Origin of the sequence: Lachnoclostridium sp. An138 (genome assembly GCF_002160765.1) — a bacterium.
In the GTDB taxonomy this organism is placed as follows: domain Bacteria; phylum Bacillota; class Clostridia; order Lachnospirales; family Lachnospiraceae; genus Laedolimicola; species Laedolimicola faecalis.
Window position 1 is genome coordinate 193,438 of record NZ_NFLF01000005.1, and the last position, 17,864, is coordinate 211,301.

At 50.6% G+C, this 17,864-nt stretch carries 20 protein-coding genes and 2 tRNA genes; 1 reads left to right on the forward strand and 21 read right to left on the reverse strand.

Translation table 11 applies throughout. The annotated features are described in order from the left end of the window. Window positions 1-8: 8 nt before the first annotated feature. From B5E82_RS06450 to B5E82_RS06475, 6 genes are all read right to left on the reverse strand, one after another. On the reverse strand, window positions 9-374 hold the full coding sequence (locus tag B5E82_RS06450) for a NusG domain II-containing protein (protein ID WP_087306742.1): 366 nt from the start codon (window positions 372-374) through the stop codon (window positions 9-11). A 117-nt stretch (window positions 375-491) separates the two neighbouring features. Beyond that, a tRNA-Cys gene (locus B5E82_RS06455) sits at window positions 492-562 on the reverse strand. 51 nt (window positions 563-613) lie between these two features. Beyond that, window positions 614-685 (reverse strand) — tRNA-Glu (locus B5E82_RS06460). 120 nt (window positions 686-805) lie between these two features. After that, window positions 806-1,963: a glycerate kinase family protein gene (locus tag B5E82_RS06465; RefSeq protein ID WP_087306743.1), complete on the reverse strand. Its 1,158-nt coding sequence runs from the start codon at window positions 1,961-1,963 to the stop codon at window positions 806-808. A 113-nt stretch (window positions 1,964-2,076) separates the two neighbouring features. Next, window positions 2,077-3,042, reverse strand: a complete 966-nt coding sequence (locus B5E82_RS06470) for a D-2-hydroxyacid dehydrogenase (protein WP_087306744.1) — start codon at window positions 3,040-3,042, stop codon at window positions 2,077-2,079. A 47-nt stretch (window positions 3,043-3,089) separates the two neighbouring features. Beyond that, on the reverse strand, window positions 3,090-3,512 hold the full coding sequence (locus B5E82_RS06475) for a PPC domain-containing DNA-binding protein (protein WP_087306780.1): 423 nt from the start codon (window positions 3,510-3,512) through the stop codon (window positions 3,090-3,092). Window positions 3,513-3,706: 194 nt separating this feature from the next. On the opposite strand from B5E82_RS06475, the gene B5E82_RS06480 reads away from it, so the two are divergent. Beyond that, window positions 3,707-4,243, forward strand: a complete 537-nt coding sequence (locus tag B5E82_RS06480; protein ID WP_087306745.1) for a transcription repressor NadR — start codon at window positions 3,707-3,709, stop codon at window positions 4,241-4,243. Here B5E82_RS06480 and B5E82_RS06485 read toward each other — a convergent pair. The 15 genes from B5E82_RS06485 to argF form a co-directional block, all read right to left on the reverse strand. Next, window positions 4,199-5,608: an MATE family efflux transporter gene (locus B5E82_RS06485; protein ID WP_162610726.1), complete on the reverse strand. Its 1,410-nt coding sequence runs from the start codon at window positions 5,606-5,608 to the stop codon at window positions 4,199-4,201. The genes B5E82_RS06480 and B5E82_RS06485 overlap by 45 nt on opposite strands. After that, complete coding sequence (locus tag B5E82_RS06490) at window positions 5,577-6,455, reverse strand: DUF3737 family protein (RefSeq protein WP_087306747.1); 879 nt, start codon at window positions 6,453-6,455, stop codon at window positions 5,577-5,579. The genes B5E82_RS06485 and B5E82_RS06490 overlap by 32 nt, the downstream gene beginning before the upstream one ends. A gap of 197 nt (window positions 6,456-6,652) precedes the next feature. Continuing rightward, window positions 6,653-7,192, reverse strand: coding sequence for a hypothetical protein (locus B5E82_RS06495; RefSeq protein WP_087306748.1), 540 nt, complete (start codon window positions 7,190-7,192; stop codon window positions 6,653-6,655). Beyond that, complete coding sequence (locus B5E82_RS18105) at window positions 7,176-7,331, reverse strand: hypothetical protein (protein ID WP_162610727.1); 156 nt, start codon at window positions 7,329-7,331, stop codon at window positions 7,176-7,178. Before B5E82_RS18105 ends, B5E82_RS06495 begins: the two co-directional genes overlap by 17 nt. Window positions 7,332-7,364: 33 nt before the next feature. Next, window positions 7,365-8,480: a Fic family protein gene (locus B5E82_RS06500; protein WP_087306749.1), complete on the reverse strand. Its 1,116-nt coding sequence runs from the start codon at window positions 8,478-8,480 to the stop codon at window positions 7,365-7,367. A 229-nt stretch (window positions 8,481-8,709) separates the two neighbouring features. After that, the gene (gene lysS, locus B5E82_RS06505; protein WP_087306750.1) at window positions 8,710-10,662 is read right to left on the reverse strand and encodes a lysine--tRNA ligase; all 1,953 of its coding nucleotides are present in this window, start codon (window positions 10,660-10,662) and stop codon (window positions 8,710-8,712) included. Window positions 10,663-10,688: 26 nt separating this feature from the next. Then, window positions 10,689-11,171 (reverse strand): transcription elongation factor GreA, encoded by a 483-nt coding sequence (greA, locus tag B5E82_RS06510; protein ID WP_087306751.1) that lies wholly within the window; start codon window positions 11,169-11,171, stop codon window positions 10,689-10,691. A 404-nt stretch (window positions 11,172-11,575) separates the two neighbouring features. Further along, on the reverse strand, window positions 11,576-12,895 hold the full coding sequence (locus B5E82_RS06515) for a transposase family protein (RefSeq protein ID WP_087306752.1): 1,320 nt from the start codon (window positions 12,893-12,895) through the stop codon (window positions 11,576-11,578). 72 nt (window positions 12,896-12,967) lie between these two features. After that, window positions 12,968-13,945, reverse strand: coding sequence for a tRNA dihydrouridine synthase DusB (dusB, locus tag B5E82_RS06520; protein WP_087306753.1), 978 nt, complete (start codon window positions 13,943-13,945; stop codon window positions 12,968-12,970). Window positions 13,946-13,962: 17 nt separating this feature from the next. Continuing rightward, the gene (locus B5E82_RS06525; protein WP_087306754.1) at window positions 13,963-14,229 is read right to left on the reverse strand and encodes a hypothetical protein; all 267 of its coding nucleotides are present in this window, start codon (window positions 14,227-14,229) and stop codon (window positions 13,963-13,965) included. Continuing rightward, window positions 14,222-15,028: a prolipoprotein diacylglyceryl transferase gene (locus B5E82_RS06530; protein WP_087306755.1), complete on the reverse strand. Its 807-nt coding sequence runs from the start codon at window positions 15,026-15,028 to the stop codon at window positions 14,222-14,224. The genes B5E82_RS06525 and B5E82_RS06530 overlap by 8 nt, the downstream gene beginning before the upstream one ends. Then, window positions 15,021-15,359 carry a DUF6145 family protein gene (locus tag B5E82_RS06535; protein WP_087306756.1) on the reverse strand — a complete coding sequence of 113 codons (339 nt, stop codon included), beginning with the start codon at window positions 15,357-15,359 and terminating at the stop codon, window positions 15,021-15,023. The genes B5E82_RS06530 and B5E82_RS06535 overlap by 8 nt, the downstream gene beginning before the upstream one ends. A gap of 19 nt (window positions 15,360-15,378) precedes the next feature. After that, window positions 15,379-16,383, reverse strand: coding sequence for a biotin--[acetyl-CoA-carboxylase] ligase (locus B5E82_RS06540; protein ID WP_087306781.1), 1,005 nt, complete (start codon window positions 16,381-16,383; stop codon window positions 15,379-15,381). Further along, window positions 16,383-16,670 (reverse strand): hypothetical protein, encoded by a 288-nt coding sequence (locus tag B5E82_RS06545; RefSeq protein WP_087306757.1) that lies wholly within the window; start codon window positions 16,668-16,670, stop codon window positions 16,383-16,385. Before B5E82_RS06545 ends, B5E82_RS06540 begins: the two co-directional genes overlap by 1 nt. Before the next feature lie 2 nt (window positions 16,671-16,672). Continuing rightward, entirely contained in the window at window positions 16,673-17,662 is a 990-nt protein-coding gene (gene argF, locus B5E82_RS06550) for an ornithine carbamoyltransferase (protein ID WP_087306782.1), read from the reverse strand. Window positions 17,663-17,864: the final 202 nt, after the last annotated feature.

The window sequence follows — 17,864 nt, forward strand, 5'->3', positions numbered from 1 at the left end:
TCCCGGCGTCAGCCCGCCACTGCGTCCAGACTGCCGGAACCTTCTGTAAATTGAATCACCAGATGATGGGGCAGGCAGACAATCGGCGCCGCTGAATCCAGCCAGCCCATATCTACACAGACCTGGTCCGGGCAGTCTGCCTCCAGTACGTGAATCCGGTGGTCCCGAATCTCAATCCGGTTCACCTGGCCTTCATACTCCACTTCAATAATCCGATCTTCCTCTGAGGATAGGTCAAAGCTGTACAGCACCCTGCCGTCCTGGACGATTTCCACCTGGCTGGTCCTGGGCTGCCGCAGCACCAGAATGCTGCCAATCACGCCTGCCAGAAACAATCCCCCGCATATAAGAAAAAGCCATTTTTTCTGCTTCATAAAGAACTCCTCTGTTTTCTTCCGGCCGCCGCCGGTTATACACGATGATACCCGTCAATGATACAGAAAAAAGAGCTGACCTCCTGCATTTGCAGGAATCAGCTCTTCCTCATTCAGAGGCGACAACCAGATTTGAACTGGTGATCAGGGTGTTGCAGACCCACGCCTTACCACTTGGCTATGTCGCCATATCCTTATTATATTTTATCAAAAACGTAATTATACGTCAAGATTGAAAATGACTCCTACGGGAATCGAACCCGTGTTACCGCCGTGAAAGGGCGATGTCTTAACCGCTTGACCAAGGAGCCCTGTATTCTGCCCCTTTGGGCTTTGACACAGACATTACTTCTGCCGCGCCTGATTATACTATCATACTTTTTTGTATTTTGCAAGCACTTTTTTATATTTTTTCTTACCGTATTTTCTTCTTATTTTCTTCTTCCCCCGCTTTGAAATGCCTGAAGCAGACGTATGATCTGTTCCGCAGTCAGGGAGAGGTTTTTCCTGGCTGTCTCTTTTTCCATGGCCTCCTCCAGCGAAAGAGGAGCGGAGGGAATTGGAAAGAAGGCGTCTATTCCTGCCTCATTGCAGCGGACAGCCTCCGGTCCGGCGGCGCCTGCCACTGCCGCCACAGGAATGCCCCAGCGTTTCGCGAGCTGTGCCGTGCGGATCGGCGCCTTTCCCATGACGGTCTGCCCGTCCAGACGGCCCTCTCCTGTGATGACAAGGTCACAATCCCGCAGCTCTTCTTCCAGACGCACTGTCTCCAGCACCAGTTCCGCCCCCGGCTTCAATTCTGCCTGAAGAAAATTCAGCAGCGCAAATCCCAGGCCTCCGGCCGCTCCCGCGCCCGGAAGTTCCCGGCTGCTCCGCCCTGTAAAGGCTTCGCAGACCGACGCATACCGCGCTATGCGGCTGTCCCACTGCTCCATTTCCTGCTCCCGGATGCCTTTCTGGCCGCCAAAGACCCGCACTGCTCCATTGGGCCCGCAGAGAGGATTGGTCACATCGCAGGCTGCCTGAAAGGAGCATTCTTTCAGCTCCGGCAGCACATGATCGCTTCGTATGGCCGCGATCCGATCCATCCCGGAAGGGTCCGCAGGCACCGGATTTCCTTCTTCATCCAGGAATTCATATCCCAGCGCCTGAAGCATCCCCAGGCCCCCGTCTGTGGTGGCGCTGCCGCCGATTCCAATGATAAACTGACGGCAGCCTCTTTTAACCGCGTCGCGGATCAGCTCCCCTACGCCATAAGTCGCCGCATGCAGCGGGTCTCTCTCTTCCGGGCTCACAAGGGTAATCCCTGCTGCCGAAGCCATCTCCAGCACTGCCAGCTTTTTCTCCTCTGCCATTCCATACACGGCGTCCACAGGCCTGCCCATGGGACCTTTGACCCTGCAGCGCACCTCTTTCCCCCCGAGCCCCTTTGTCAGGGCTTCCTGCGTGCCCTCTCCGCCGTCTGCCAGCGGAAAGACCTTTACCTCCGCGGACGGATCTGCTTTGAGAATTCCTTCTTTTACTGCTTCCCCTGCTTCCAGAGATGTGAGGCTTCCTTTCATCGAATCCACTGCTACTGCTATCTTCATGGTTTCCGGCTCCTTTGATTTCTCAGGTTTCTTTGACTTCTTTGATCCTTTTAGCATCTGTCCTTGTTCCGGCGCGGCGTGCCGGAAAACAGCGCGTCCCTGGAGCGCCAGCTTTATCCGTTCACCACGTTCACCGGCTCCCCATCCAGATAGGCCTTCACATTTTTTACGGTACAGTCCATGATTCTCTGGCGGCTTTCTCTGGACGCCCAGGAAATATGCGGCGTGATGATACAGTTTTTTGCTTTCAGAAGCGGATTGCCGCTGCGTATGGGTTCCTCGCTGACTACATCCAGGCCGGCTGCCCGGACCTTTCCGCTGTTCAGGGCATCCGCCAGATCCTGCTCATTGATCAGCGGTCCCCGGCTGTTGTTCAGAAGAATCACGCCATCCTTCATTTTCGCAATGGTCTCCCGATTGATGATTTCTCTCGTCTCCGGAAACAGGGGGCAGTGCAGGGAAATCACATCCGACTCTGCCAGCAGCATATCCAGATCCACATACTCTCCGATTTTCCTGCCCGTCTCGCTCTCATGGGGACTGAACGCAAGTATCCGCATTCCCAGCGCTTTGGCAATCGTTCCGGTCTTCTGGCCGATCCGCCCGAAGCCGATGATTCCCATGGTTTTTCCCGCCAGCTCTATGAGCGGATAATCCCAGAAGCACCAATCCGGGCAGTTTTCCCAACGCCCCTGGCGCACTGCCTCCGAGTGGGCTCCCACATGATGGCAGATTTCCAGAAGGAGGGCGATGGCAAACTGAGCCACCACATCGGTTCCATAGGCAGGCACGTTCGATACCGGAATACCTCTTTCCTTCGCACAGTCACAGTCCACCACGTTGTAGCCTGTGGCAAGCACGCTGATAAACCGTATGGACGGGCAGCGTTCCAGCACAGTGCGCCCCAGAGGCGTCTTGTTTGTGATGACCACCTCGGCGTTTCCAATGCGCTCCACAATCTCATCCTCGTCCGTCATGGATGTTCTGTCATATACCGTAAGCTCTCCAAGCCGTTCCAGCCCGTTCCAGCTTAAATCACCGGGATTTTCGACGACGCCGTCCAGCACTGTGATTTTCAAAGTCTTCCTCCCCTTTCTGTCAGCCCCTTTTCCGGCCTTCCGCCTGCTCAGCCGAACTGAAACAGATTGAGCCCCACCTCTTCGTCATAGCGTCTGTCCACAACTCCATCTATGAGGCGGATCACCATTTCACAGGTCGCGCTGACCACCGCCCGGTTCAGATGGCCTCCGAATACCTCGCCCTTTTCATTGCCCGCGCTCATATGCAGGTGGCAGTAAAATTCCCCGTTCATGGTATTAATCGTACCGGTCAGGGAGACGATCTCGTAGCTGCCTTCAAATTCATTTGCCATGTATTTCTTTTCATCCGTCTTAAATACACCCACTGTAAAGCTGCTAATCGCCCCCAGAGCCTGAACCGACGCCAGCCCGATCTCTTCCTTCAGGGCAATTTCACGGACCTGCTCCAGAATCTCTTCTCCCCTGTCGATTCTTGCCACAAGGGTATTCCCAAACCTTCTGTACTCCATGTCGATTCCCTCCATAATATATTTATTCTCTTTAAGATCTTATCCCGGTCCTTTTTCTTTGTCAACAGTGCCTTTCGGCAAATCCGGTTCCAGGGCGCGGCCTGCAGGCAAACCTGTAAACCTGTGCTTGTTGCGCTTCCAAAACCGTGGTACACTGGAAACAGAAAATCTTACTTTTTACCAGGAGGTTTTTTATGACTACCGCAGAACGCCGTGCAGAAATACTAGATATCCTGAAAAGCTCCGATTCCCCCGTTCCGGCCAGAGAGCTGGCCGCGCGCTTCGGTGTAAGCCGCCAGGTCATTGTGCAGGACATGGCCGTGATCCGCGCCTCTACTTCGGGCATCCTGTCCACCGCCCGGGGCTACATCCTCCAGCAGGACAGCACAGACAGCTGCTGCCGGGAGTTTAAGGTCCGACACCGGGAAGAGGACACGGAAAAAGAGCTGAATCTCATCGCGGACTGCGGAGGACATGTGAAAAACATCAGCATCAGCCACCGGGTCTACGGCCGGATATCCGCCGATATGGACATCCGTTCCCGTCAGGATGTGGCTGAATTCATGGAAGCCTTAAGCGGCAGCAGCTCCAGTGTCTTAAGCTCGGCCACCTCAGGCTACCATTACCACCTTGTGGAGGCCTCCAGCCCGGAACGGCTGGACAATATTGAGAAAAAGCTCCGGGAATCAGGCTTTCTCGCTCCGCGGCTTCCCTGGGAACAGGAAACGTAGCGCAGGGACAGCAAACAGCAGGGCTTTGACTACGTTATCGGCAATCATACAGTACCAGACCGCGCGAAGCCCCAGCTCCCAGAAGCGCACGCACAGAAAGGTAAGCAGAATGCGCACTCCCCACATACCGGCTGTCTCCACAAAGAAAGAATAGCGGGTGCGCCCAAGCCCATAAAAGATTCCTTCCAGCACAACCATAAATCCGAAAAAGGGCTCTGATAATGCTACAAGCCGGAGCATCTCTGCGCCAAGATTCACCACCTCAGCCACGGGAGAAAAAAGACGCATCAGAGGATGCGCGCCAAGATAAAGAAGCATTCCGCTGACGCACATGATGCCGATTGTGAGCAGTACGCTGAGCACGCCTGTCTTTCTCAGTCTTTCCCGATTGCCTTCTCCCCGGGCGCTGCTAATCAGTGTGGAAGCAGCAGAACGGAGTCCATAGCCCGGCACATAGAAAATCGTCTCAGCTGTCACCGCGATGGAATGTGCCGCAAATACCGTAGTTCCCATCCCTGACACCAGGCCGGCGAACACCACATATCCCAGACAGGACACCACGCTGGCTCCCAGCACAGGCGTTCCCACAGCCGCGCACTCCCGCATCAGTCCCTTATCCAGAGAAAACCCCTTCCATTTCCAGGTCAAAAAGTGGTTCCGCCTGCAGGCTGCCAGCATCAGCACGCCTGACAGAACATAGGAAATGGCAGAAGAAAGAGCCGCTCCGGCCACACCGAGATCCGCTGTGTATATCAGCAGATAATTCAATACAATATTGACTCCATTGGCCGCCATGCTGATCAGCATGGGCGTTTTTGTATTCCGGACAGCGCGGAGAGCTGCGCCGAGCACAGAGCTGACACAGCGGAAGACCAGAGGCAGGCTGATAAGAAAGAAATACCTTGAGGCTTCCTCCTGAATCGCCTCTTCCGCTCCCATCCAGACCGGAATATAAGGACTGAGCATAATGGAAACCACGCTTAACAGCAGACCGAAAAGGACGGCGAGAAAAAGCGCCTGCTGGGACAGCCTGCGGACCTGCCGTTCATCCCCCGCGCCAAGCGCTTTCGAGATCAGAACCAGTACCGCTGTCCCGATGGCTCCTGGAACACTGTTCACCAGCCATGTCACATTGGTTGTGATGCTGACTGACGCTGTGGCCTGCTCTCCCAGCCTCCCGACCATGGCAGTATCCACATACTGAAGCAGCGTCGCCAGAACTTCTTCCACGATCGTCGGAAAAGCCAGAAAAACCAGCGTGCGCAGAAGCGGGCGGACAGCGATGCTGTCCGCCCGGCTGCGCGCTCCGACCTTATTTCGTTCTTCTTCCTGCTCAGGCGCAGGCACACATTTTCTCTCTTCCATCTTCCTTTTTCTGCTCCTGTATGAGAATCTCAGCTTTCGCGTTTTCATCATCCAGAATCAGCTCGCCCACCGAAGGAACCCGAATCCGCCCCGCCGTCGGATTTTTGATGCTGATAACCGGAGTCGTCACCACAGCCTCCACTTCCGACTTTTCAAAGCAGAGATCCGTATCCATCATCTCACAGTTTACCAGCTTCAGATTCTTACAGTAGCAGAAAGGCTGCGTTCCGATAATCTTACAGTCGATCAGTGTCAGCCCGTCCGAATACCAGGCCAGGTACTCGCCTTTTACGACGCTGTTTTTCACTGTAACATTTTTCGCATGCCAGAAAGCGTCCTTCGTATCAAAGCTGCAGTTCTCAAAGACTGCGTTTTCAATGTACTGGAAGGAATATTTCCCCTGGAACCGGACGTCTGAAAAGCTCAGATCCTCTGAGCGCATCATGAAGTATTCACTCTGAGCCGTGCAGTTCTCCATTCTGATATGCTTTACCGACCAGCCGAATTCCGGCGAAATAATATCGCAGTTCTTCACCGTCACATTGCTGCACTCCCTCAGCGCCTTGATGCCGTGCATCTTCGTGTCTGTGATCTCTATCTGATCAGAATACCACAGCGCCGCCCGGCAGAGCTCCGTCATCTCAGAGTTTCGTATGGTCAGCCTGTGATCGTGCCAGAAGGGATAACGGAGATTGCAGAAGACATGGTCCACCTGAATATCGCTGCTCTCCTTGAACGCGCTCTCTCCGTCCGCCGGACCGTCAAAGGCAGAATTTTTCAAAAGAACATCATGGCTGCCGTACAGCGCCCGCTCCTCATCAAAAGTTTTATTTTCAATCGTCGTCATCTTGATTCCTCCTTATCCAAACAGCCGTCTTCCGGCGCCAGGCAGAGCCCTCTGTCCGAAAACGGCTCTGAAAGCTTTTCCTCTATGCTGTATTATATGGCGGAGGAATCAGAATAGCAAATACCTGTATTGAATGGAGAGTCATAGATAAAAGTTATGGAAACTTTAGATTTTCAAAGTTCACGTTTCATTCTGTATTATGCTATTGTAGCGTCGGTGTACAAGGGGCAATACGCCCTTGGTACACCGACGCTAGCAATATACAAATTATCCTTATCAACTAACATCTGCAACGGCTTGTTATAGAGATCATTTATCATATTTATATTATCTATAAATGGTCTTACAAAATTGCTCTGCCGCTCAATAAGTTTCTGCATCTGCCTGCGGACCCTTTCTGCACTTATATCATTTAATTTATCTCCGGCTGAAACCAAAGTTTCGTCAGCCTGAGTATCTCCCACAACGGGCATCTTTTCAACAACTTTTCCGACAGCAATGGCAGCTTTGGACAATCCTTTCAATACCGATGACTGAAGGGATGATGAAGAGTAACCTGAAATCTCTTCATAACATTGAGTATATAGTTCTTTGTATTGTAAAGAGTACTTATCCAATTTTGCCGAAATACTGGATAAGTATTCTTTTTCATAATTTTCTAATAGCATTACATCTAAAAATGATGAAAACGCAGGTATGTATAATGCCAGCTGATAATCCTTAAGCTGCTCCAGCAACTGTCGTTTGAACAGCTGTTACAAGTGGCTGAAAAGCTGTTCCTAAAGCTGCCAGCCTGCTTATTGGCAGCCGTGTATAATTTACAGCTCCGACCTCTGATTCATCTAAAATGGAACGTAAAAAAGTATGATTCGTCATTTGCAGTAACTCCTCCAGCATTCCTGACTCTGGCTACTCCTTTAAAAACCTGTATTTTCCTTTTCCATAGCCAGATACCGGTTCAATAATATCCGCCTGCACCAATTTCGCAAGCAGTTTTGACGCTCCTGAATTTTGAAGTCCCAGCAGTTCACAGACTGCACTCCGTCCAAATATATGCTCATACCCAAAAGCATCAAACATCTTATTGATATGTGCTGCTGTCTTATCCGAAAAACCAAGCAGTTTTTCAGACAAAGCAGTCTCAATGTCCACTTTTTTCTTTTGAATATCCACTTTTATTCCGTCAATATCCACTTTTTCTGTGCTGAAAATTCCACTGATGTGCTTATCGCGGCTATGCAGTTCATTCTTTTCGTTCAAAAGCAGATTTCTCAGGAAGATTTCAAGATACTCTGTTGTTTCATGGATGCCCTTTTGCAGATTTGTATAATTGGCACGAACAAGGGCATTTCGAAAATACCTCACATTCGCCGCAAAAATATCATTGGCTGCCGAAAATCCGAGCATCCGCAGATATTTGATAAAAAAGACGGCAGTGGTTCTCGTGTTCCCTTCCCCGAAAATGTGGATTTGCCACAATCTTGATACAAATACCGCAAGGTGATGGATAATCTCATCCATCGAAAGCCCCCTGTAGCTGAAATCTCTTTCCTGAGAAAAATCATATTCCAGCGTGGCTCTCAGCTCTGACGCACGTCCATACAAAACAGTAGCTTCGTCTAAGATCCATTCCTTTTTTGTTATATTATAATCCCTGATTTTTCCTGCATGCTCATATATCCCTCGAAAGAGCCTGCGGTGGATAGAGATATACTCATTTGGTGAAAATGAAAAGGCAGCCTCCGACAGAATTCCCACAATTCGTGCCGATACCTTATCCGCTTCTTCGGTACGCTCACCGTCCGGAGCCTCCTGCTTTTGTTCATAATAACTGTCAATGAGTTTTTGCGCTTCTTTTAAGGTAATATTGCCTTCAATATTCTGAATAGCTGTATCAATCAAATACTTTGATGGCTTCAGTCCATCTACCGCCTGCAGTCCGATAGCTGTACTCCAAACATAACCTTTGCTGGCCTTGTCAGGCTCGGATTCTTTTATATATTCCTTGAAGAGGTCTTTTTCCATATCTATTTTCCACCTTTTTTCCAGTCACTACCTATATTACAGGCGGGCCCGCCCGCTGCCGGCGGCAGTACATACGAATGTATAAAAAAATTATATCGCTATCATCTTTCTGACACAATAAAAATCAAGAATCCTTTTTCTTATTCTGTACCACAAATGGGCAGTCCCTTTTCAGAGACTGCCCATCCTTTCACTGCTTATACAATTTTCACAACCCAGGCGCTTACGCTTAGTACAGCTTCGCTCCGGCCGGGATGTGCTCATCCACCATCAGAAGATGAAGTCTTTCCTCTCCCTCTTCCTGATGTACCGCGCTGATTAACATACCGCAGGAATCGATACCCATCATCTTTCTCGGCGGCAGGTTCGTGATGGCGATACAGGTCTTGCCCACCAGTTCTTCCGGCTCGTAATACTCGTGAATACCGCTTAATATGATCCGGTCATTTTCCGTGCCGTCATCCAGGACAAATTTCAGAAGCTTTTTGGACTTGGGAACTGCCTCGCATTCTTTGACCTTCACCGCGCGGAAGTCAGACTTGGAGAATGTCTCAAAGTCCACCATATCTTCAAACAGCGGCTCGATCTGAACCTTGGAGAAATCAATCTTCTCCCCAGTCTTTGCAGCTGCTTCCCCAGCCGTCTTCTTCCCGTCACCCGTGCTCTTTTCCGCCTTTCCGGAATCAGAGCCGCCAAGACTCTTCATGGTCGGGAAGAGCAGTACATCACGAATCGCCGCGGAGTCTGTCAGAAGCATACACATACGGTCGATACCGAAACCGATGCCTCCTGTAGGCGGCATACCGATCTCCAAGGCGTTCAGGAAGTCTTCATCTGTGGTGTTCGCTTCCTCATCTCCCTGAGCCAGCAGCGCTTCCTGAGCCTTGAAACGCTCTCTCTGATCGATAGGATCGTTCAGCTCAGAATAAGCATTTGCCATCTCCCAGCCGTTCATAAAGAACTCGAAACGCTCCACATACTCGGGATTGTCCGGCTTCTTCTTGGTCAGCGGAGAGATCTCGATGGGATGGTCCATAACAAAGGTCGGCTGGACCATCTTTTCCTCCGCATACTTTTCAAAGAACAGATTCAGAATATCGCCTTTCTTGTGGCGCTCCTCATACTCTATCTCATGCTCCTTCGCCAGAGCGCGGGCCTGTTCCAGATCCTTTACCTCATTCCAGTCCACACCGGAATACTTCTTAACAGCGTCTACCATGGTAATGCGCTCAAAGGGTTTCCCCAGATCCATCTCCACGCCGTTGTACACAATCTTTGTGGTACCGAGAACCTCCTGGGCCACATGGCGGTACAGGTTCTCTGTCAAATCCATCATTCCGTTATAATCTGTATAAGCCTGATACAGCTCCATCAGCGTGAATTCCGGATTGTGGCGGGTATCCAGTCCCTCATTCCGGAACACACGGCCAATCTCGTAGACGCGCTCCAGGCCGCCCACGATCAGCCTCTTCAGATAGAGCTCCAGAGAGATACGCAGCTTGAAGTCCTCATCCAACGCGTTAAAATGCGTCATGAAGGGACGCGCCGCCGCTCCGCCCGCATTCGACACCAGCATAGGGGTCTCCACCTCCATGAAGCCCTGGCCGTCCAGATAACGGCGGATGCTGCTGATAATTCTGGACCGCTTGATAAAGGTATCCTTTACATCCGCGTTCATAATCAGGTCGATATAGCGCTGACGGTAACGGACGTCTGTATTCGTCAGCCCGTGGAACTTCTCCGGAAGAATCTGAAGGCTTTTGCTCAGAAGGGTGATTTCAGCGGCATGAATGGAGATCTCGCCTGTCTTGGTGCGGAATACCTGGCCGCGGACGCCGATAATGTCGCCGATATCGTATTTCTTGAAATCCTTATAAGGCTCTTCACCCACAGCGTCCCTTGCCACGTAGCACTGGATATTCCCTTTCAGATCCTGCACATTGCAGAAAGAGGCCTTTCCCATGACACGCTTGGACATCATACGGCCTGCAATGGAAACATCCTTTCCTTCCAGCTCCTCAAACTGATCCTTAATCTCCTGGCTGTGATGACTCGCATCATATTTGGTAAGGCGGAACGGATCTTCTCCGCGCGCCTGCAGCTCAGCCAGCTTGTCCCTGCGGACTTTCAAAAGCTGCTTAACATCCTGCTCCTGCGCATTCTGCACTTTCTGTTCTCCCATTCTTACGTACTCCTCCCGTCTCGCACTTACTTGGATCTCTGTATCTCAAGTACTTTATATTCAATCACTCCGGCCTGGGTCTCCACCTGGATAGTATCTCCCACTCTGGCTCCGATCAGAGCCTTTCCTACCGGAGACTCATTGGAAATCTTGCCATTCAGACTGTCCGCCTCGGAAGAGCCTACCAGCTTGAACTCCTCTTCCTCGTCAAATTCCACATCCAGTACCTTGACCACGCAGCCAACATTGATCTTGTCCAGATCCACCTCGTCCTCTACCACGACTTCGGCATTCTTCAGAATCTTCTCAATCTGCTCAATACGGGCTTCGATATCCCGCTGCTCGTCCTTTGCCGCGTCATACTCGGCATTCTCAGAAAGATCTCCCTGCTCACGCGCTTCTTTGATTTTCTGAGCAATCTCCTTTCTCTGAACCACCTTCAGATCCTGAAGTTCATCCTCCAGCTTTTTCAATCCCTCATAAGTCAGTAAATTTTTCTTCTCACCCATGTTTTTTTTACATCCTTCCTGTTTCTTGATTCCAATTCAATCTATTTCATTATATCTTTTTCTGTCCCGTTTATTCCTGCATTCTGTCCCTGATTTTTCCATTCCTTTTCCGCCAGCATTTCCGCTGTCTTCCGGCCTGAAAAACTCTGGAAACATTCACAGTATTATATCTTAACAGGCCCCTGTTGTCAAGATTTCCTGCAGCAGCTCAGTTTTGAACGGTAAAAAATATGTCTGCCTGCCATAAAGAAAAAATTTCTTGAGAAATTATGTTATCCCCATTTTATTTTTTTCCGCACCTTTTATCCACATTCCATAAGCGCACTTATTACGATACTTTCTTTTTGTGAATAATTCGGTTCATTTCCCTCTTGGCAGGCACCACTTCCTTTGCTATACTTATCTCAGTTGGATGACTGTGTAGCTTCATCTACTGGAAATATATCTTCTTTTGTTAGTTGCCGTCCAAAGCTGGCTAACAAATCGGAAGATATATTTTTTTGTTTCTTTTTAATCTCATTTTTCTTGAGATAATAGTACTCATACAGCTGTTTCATAAAATCTGATATCTGTTCCATCAGATAGTGATTCTTCTGCGCCTGGTCATTCCAGCTGCATGTATGGCTAATGCTTCCCTGCCAGTTTTTCTGCCGGTTAAATCCTTCATTTTCTATCTTCCAGCGTTTTCTCCCTGTTTCTGCTATTCTTTCTGCATTTCCTTTGGTAATCTTTATACTGCTCAGCCATTGGAATTCTGTTATCTCCCCATCCTTTTCTTCCCGATACCTTAATACGTGTACTGCTTTCCCTTCATAATCGATATCATTCACAAATTCCGCTTTCTCCGTTTTTCCTTTTTCCGCTATCTTTTCGTATTCTTCCGCTATGCTTGGAATACTCCCTTTTTTATATCGGATCAGAAATTCCCACTTATATTCCCTGCACAGATCCATGACCGGTTTCGACGCATACAGACTGTCTGCCAGTAGCAGGATTGGTAACCGGGGAAATCTCTTCTTGATCCGCTCCGCCAGTCGAACGAATGCTTTTGTTTCACAATCCTGTTTGATTTCTTCAGCACTCATGCTTTCCTGGCGCTTCCGGTCTTCCCCATTATTTTCGATGAATTCACTTCCTATGCTGGCTACCAGCTTTTCGCCAAAATAGATTTTCGCCTCCAGCACATCCCGGTGATACAGCGTAATCTCTTTATCCGTCCCTTTATTGCAGCGCCGTTCCAAACAGTGTTCATTGAGCTTTCTCCGGCCACAGTACAGCTGCGTCCCGTCTACAATGACCAGCCATTTCTTCTTATATCTCGCATTCTCAAAACATCGTCTTCGGATTAAATGATACACCAGATCCTGCTTGATTTCTTCCAGTTCCCCTGGATCAAGCTTTTCCAGATATTCATTCTCTGTTACATGGTGGGGAACATACTCTTTTACTTTTTCACCCATGAATGCGGACAGATTTCTAGAAACTGCCTCATCATTAAACTTTTCGGTCATTTCCTGCATGCTGTCTATCCCTGCAATCCCCTTATAATATAACGTCCCCAGCATCATACGGTTGGTATAAGTAATATAGCTTGGATGCCGGGGATCTTTTGTCTGGGAAAACTTCCAGAAGAGCTGGCTGTAAAATCTGTTTTGGATCTTATTCAATTCCCGGATTGGATTTTTTTCAAATTTCTTTTGAATCCTTCGTTCTTTTCTTCCCATTTCAACCTCACTGCGAAAAAGTTTTTTGTAACATCTCTATTTTCGCAATGAAGCTGTGTATTTTCAATGGATTTAGTGCGAATTATTTTTACCTGTCAAAACTGGCAGCAGCTCCTCCATCTCTTTCAGACTTTCCACACTGTTAATCCGCGCTCTCAGCTTTGCGGAATGGGGAAGTCCCGCTGTATACCAGGAGATGTGCTTGCGCATCTCGCGGACCCCGGTGTAATCCCCTTTGTATTCCACCTGCATCCTGGCATGGCGGAGCATCATGGCATAGATTTCTTCCCGGGAAGGCTTCGGCTCCAGCCGCCCCTCTTTCAGGTATGCTCCCACCTGGTGGAAAATCCAGGGATTTCCTCTGGCGGCCCGCCCGATCATCACGCCGTCGCAGCCCGTCTCCTCCAGCATGGCCTTTGCCTTTTCCGGCGAATCCACATCCCCGTTTCCAATGACAGGAATGGACACCGCTTCCTTTACACGGCGGATAATCTCCCAATCCGCCGTTCCGGAATAATACTGCTCTCTGGTCCGGCCGTGCACCGCCACCGCCGCGGCCCCGCTGGCCTCCGCAATCCGGGCGATCTCCACCGCATTGACATGATCATCGTCAAAGCCTTTCCGAATCTTCACGGTGACCGGCTTTTGGATGGCGCCTGCCACCTTGCTGACAATCCGCTCCACCAGCTTCGGGTCCCGCATCAGGGCTGAGCCCTCACCGTTTCCCACGATCTTGGGAACCGGACAGCCCATGTTGATATCCAGAATGTCAAAGGGACGTTCCTCGATTTCTTTCGCAATCTCCGCCATCAAATCCGGCTCCGACCCGAAGAGCTGCAGCGAGACAGGGCCTTCCGCCGGGCTGATCTGCATAAGCTTTTCCGTATTGCGGTTATGGTAGGCAATGGCCTTTGCGCTGACCATTTCCATGCAGACCAGATCCGCCCCCTGTTCATGACAGAGCAAACGAAATGGCAGGTCGCTTACCCCTGCCATAGGCGCCAGTATCACAGAACCCGGAAGCTCTGTATTTCCTATTTTCAATGACATTGTCAGTTCCTCTTCTTTTATTCCTGCGGAGTATTTGACTTCCTGTGCCTGCGCCGGTGGGTCTGCTGTTCCTTTCCGGCCTTCCAGAACAGGAGAATACTGGCCGCAAAGCAGACCGCAATAGCTGCCAGCCACAGTACATAGACAGCCCCGATAAACGGCAGCCGGAGCACAAAGCTTTCATCCGGAAACTGGCCGGCGTACCAATGCCAGTCCACGGCAATCAGCGCAAGAAGAATTCCAAAATACAAAAAGGTCTGTGCTTTTCCCTCTGCTTTATTCATCTTTCATTTCTCCTGTATCCGCAGACGCTTCCTCAGCCGCCTTTCCCCCATGCTTTCCTGCCCAGAAAAACAGGATCACGCCGAAGAGAAAGGCAAATATGGCGATAAACTGCGAGGTAGACAGCGCTCCCACATTTCCCCGCTCCAGATCTCCCCGGAAGAATTCCAGAATAAAGCGTCCCGCGCTGTACAGAGCGAAATAAAGGCCGGCCACCTGGCCTTCCCCTTTCTTCCATCTTTTCGCGAAGAGAATCAGCAGGCCAAAATGCAGGAAATCCAGCGCGCTGGAGATAATCTGCGTGGGAATCAGCGGCACTCCGTTAGGCGCATAGGCCGAATTCTGAAAGACGATGCAGAAAGCGCTGTCCGTCTCCTGTCCATAGCAGCAGCCTGCCAGAAGACAGCCAATCCGGCCAAAGCCCTGGGCCAGCGCCACAGACGGAAGCGCCAGATCCAGATAGCTGAGCACGTTCATTTTCCAGTGCCGGCAGTAGAGAACAATCCCGATAAAACCGCCAATCAGCGCTCCGTAAATCACAAAGCCTTCCATCAGATCCCGGTAAAGAAGCGACGGGTCCGCCGCAATCTGCGGAAGAATCGTAAGGTAATAAAGAATTTTGCCGCCGGCGATGCCTCCGATGACAGCCCAAATCGTAAGACCAAAGACTCTTTCATCATCCAGTCCGATTTTTCTGGCCCGGTATTCTGCCAGGCAGTAGGCGGAAAAAATACCAATGGCAATCATCAGCCCATACCCGTATACAGTGAAAGGTCCTATGGAAAACAGTTCGTTATGCATGTTCAATCTCCTCATTCAAAAAAAACACTTTATAAAACAGCTCCAAGGACTTCAGAAGCTCTTCTTTTTCCTTTTGAAGCTCCCTGATCTTCAGGCCGCTCCCAATCTCATCGAAAAAGAAATCATCATCCCGGCTGGACACCTGAAAGATCAGCGTCCCGTCCTCTTCAAATTCCAGAAGCAGAATACCTCCCACTTCAGACACAAAGAGCACACACATGATCCTCAGCTCTTTCTTTATGGCGTCCGGAAGAGCCGCAAAATCCTCATTGAAATAATATTTCTCCTCATAAGAATTGGCTCCGCAGAGCACTACATTATCCTGATACATTTCATCCTCCCAGGCACGGTTACACGTAGCCGTAGACGCCGCGCACCGATACCTCGCCTGCATAGACCTTTTCTATACTGCCATCCTCCAGCTCCACCAGAAGCTCACCCTGGCTGCTGATGCCGAGAGCTGTGCCGGTATGCTCGCGGCCAGGCTCCAGAACGCGCACCTGCTTTCCCTTATTTACCAGCAGTCTCTCATACTCTTCCTTCAGGTCCCCCAGGTCTTCTTTTTTTTCAAACCTGTCATAATATTTTTCAAAATATTCCATGCACAGAGCGATGAGCTCTGCCCGGAGAAGCGGCTTTCCCGCGTACTGGCGCAGCGACGCCGCATGGGGAAGCTCTTCCGGAAACCCTTCTGTGTTTACGTTGATGCCGATGCCGATCACCACATAATGAATGAAATCGACCTCCGTACTCATCTCCGTCAGAATTCCGGCAGTCTTCTTGCCGTCCAGCACCAGATCATTGGGCCATTTCAGGCCTGTCTGCGGTACAGAAGGTTTCCCGGCCGCGGCCCGGCTCAGAAGCTCATTGCACGCTTCTGCCGCCGCAAGTCCCATGACCAGCGTCAGCATGGACGCATGTTCCGGACGGACCTTGGGCCGAAGCAGAAGGCTCATATAGACAGCCGCTCCGGGAGGCGAGCTCCAGGCTCTGCCGCGTCTTCCTCTTCCGGCTGTCTGGGTCTCCGCGCAGACCAGTGTTCCGTGGGGAGCGCCTTCCTCCGCCAGCCGCTTGGCCTGCACGTTTGTGGAGTCCGCGCTGTCAAAGCAGACACAGTTTCTTCCCATCACCCTTGTCTTGAGCCGGCTTCCGATCTCGGCCTCCGTCACCACATCCGGAAGGGCCTTCAGACGGTAACCCCGGTTGGACACGCTCTCAATCTCATAGCCCTCTTCTTTCAATCTGGCGGCGGCTTTCCAGACCGCAGTTCTGGAAACGCCGAATCTTTCACAGAGCTCCTGGCCCGAGACGAAATCCCCCGACTCTCTCAGCGCCTTTAACATTTCTTCCTTTATCATATGAACCACAACCAGATTACATTTAAAATCAAAGCTACCGCCAGGATTCCCGAAAACACGGAACAGATATAACCTATGACCTTCTTATTCTTGGCCAGCTCCATAATTCCTGACAGCGCGCACATAACAGCTCCGAGAAAACAGGCCGCCGGAATCAGATACTTTTCTTCTCTTCCTGTCAGAACCAGAAACGCCAGAATCAGTATCGCAAGGGCCAGAATCATATTGAGGGCCTTCCAGTGGTAATAGGGATCTCTGACAAGCCTGTTTTTCCTTTTCTGCATCTCTATAACCCCAGTGTAGCCGCCATCACTGCCTTGATTGTGTGCATACGGTTCTCCGCCTCATCAAATACCACGGACTGGCCGGACTCAAACACCTCGTCCGTGCATTCCATTTCCGTAATGCCGAACTTCTCCGCGATCTGCTTTCCGATGGTGGTCTTCAGATCGTGGAATGCCGGCAGACAGTGGGTGAAAATCGCCTGCGGCCCTGCATTCTCCATGACTTTTCTGTTCACCTGATAGGGAGAGAGCTCCCGGATGCGCGTCTCCCACACCTCGTCCGGCTCTCCCATGGATACCCAGACATCTGTGTAAATCACATCCGCGCCCTTCGTACCGCTCTCCACATCTTCCGTCAGCGTAATGGACGCGCCCGTCTCCTTTGCCACTTCCTGACACCAGGATACCAGCTCCGGAGCCGGAAAATAAGCCTTTGGAGCGCAGGCTGTAAAGTGCATGCCCATCTTCGCGCAGACGATCATCAGAGAATTTCCCATATTATAACGGGCATCTCCCATATACACCAGCTTTACGCCTTTCAGACGCCCCAGATGCTCCTTGACCGTCAGAAGCATGGCCAGCATCTGCGTGGGATGATACTCATTGGTCAGACCGTTCCAGACCGGCACGTCAGAATACTTCGCCAGCTCTTCCACAATCTCCTGGCCGAAGCCCCGGTATTCAATACCGTCGAACATCCGGCTCAGCACCCTGGCCGTGTCCGCGATGCTCTCCTTCTTTCCGATCTGGGAGCCTGACGGGTCCAGATAAGTGGTTCCCATGCCCAGGTCGTGGGCAGCCACCTCGAAAGCGCAGCGGGTTCTTGTGCTCGTCTTCTCAAAAATCAGAGCTACATTCTTCCCTCTCAGATCACGTTCCACAATTCCCTGCTTCTTTCTTGCCTTCAGCTCTGCGGCCAGATCCACCAGATACTCAATTTCCTCCGGCGTAAAATCCCGGAGCGTAAGAAAATCGCGTCCTTTTAAATTCATGTTTATATCCATTCCTTTCGCTTTGCTCAGGCACAAAACGTTATGAAAATGGTTTTCCTGAGCCTATTTTTTCGTTATAATTCTTGTTCATAGGGAACCCGGTATACTACAAATCACGGGGAGGTGAGTGGGACCTCCGGCTCACCAAGGTATTCTTTTGGTGTGCCGGATGACCGTATGTTTATATGTGTAGTCCGCCTTT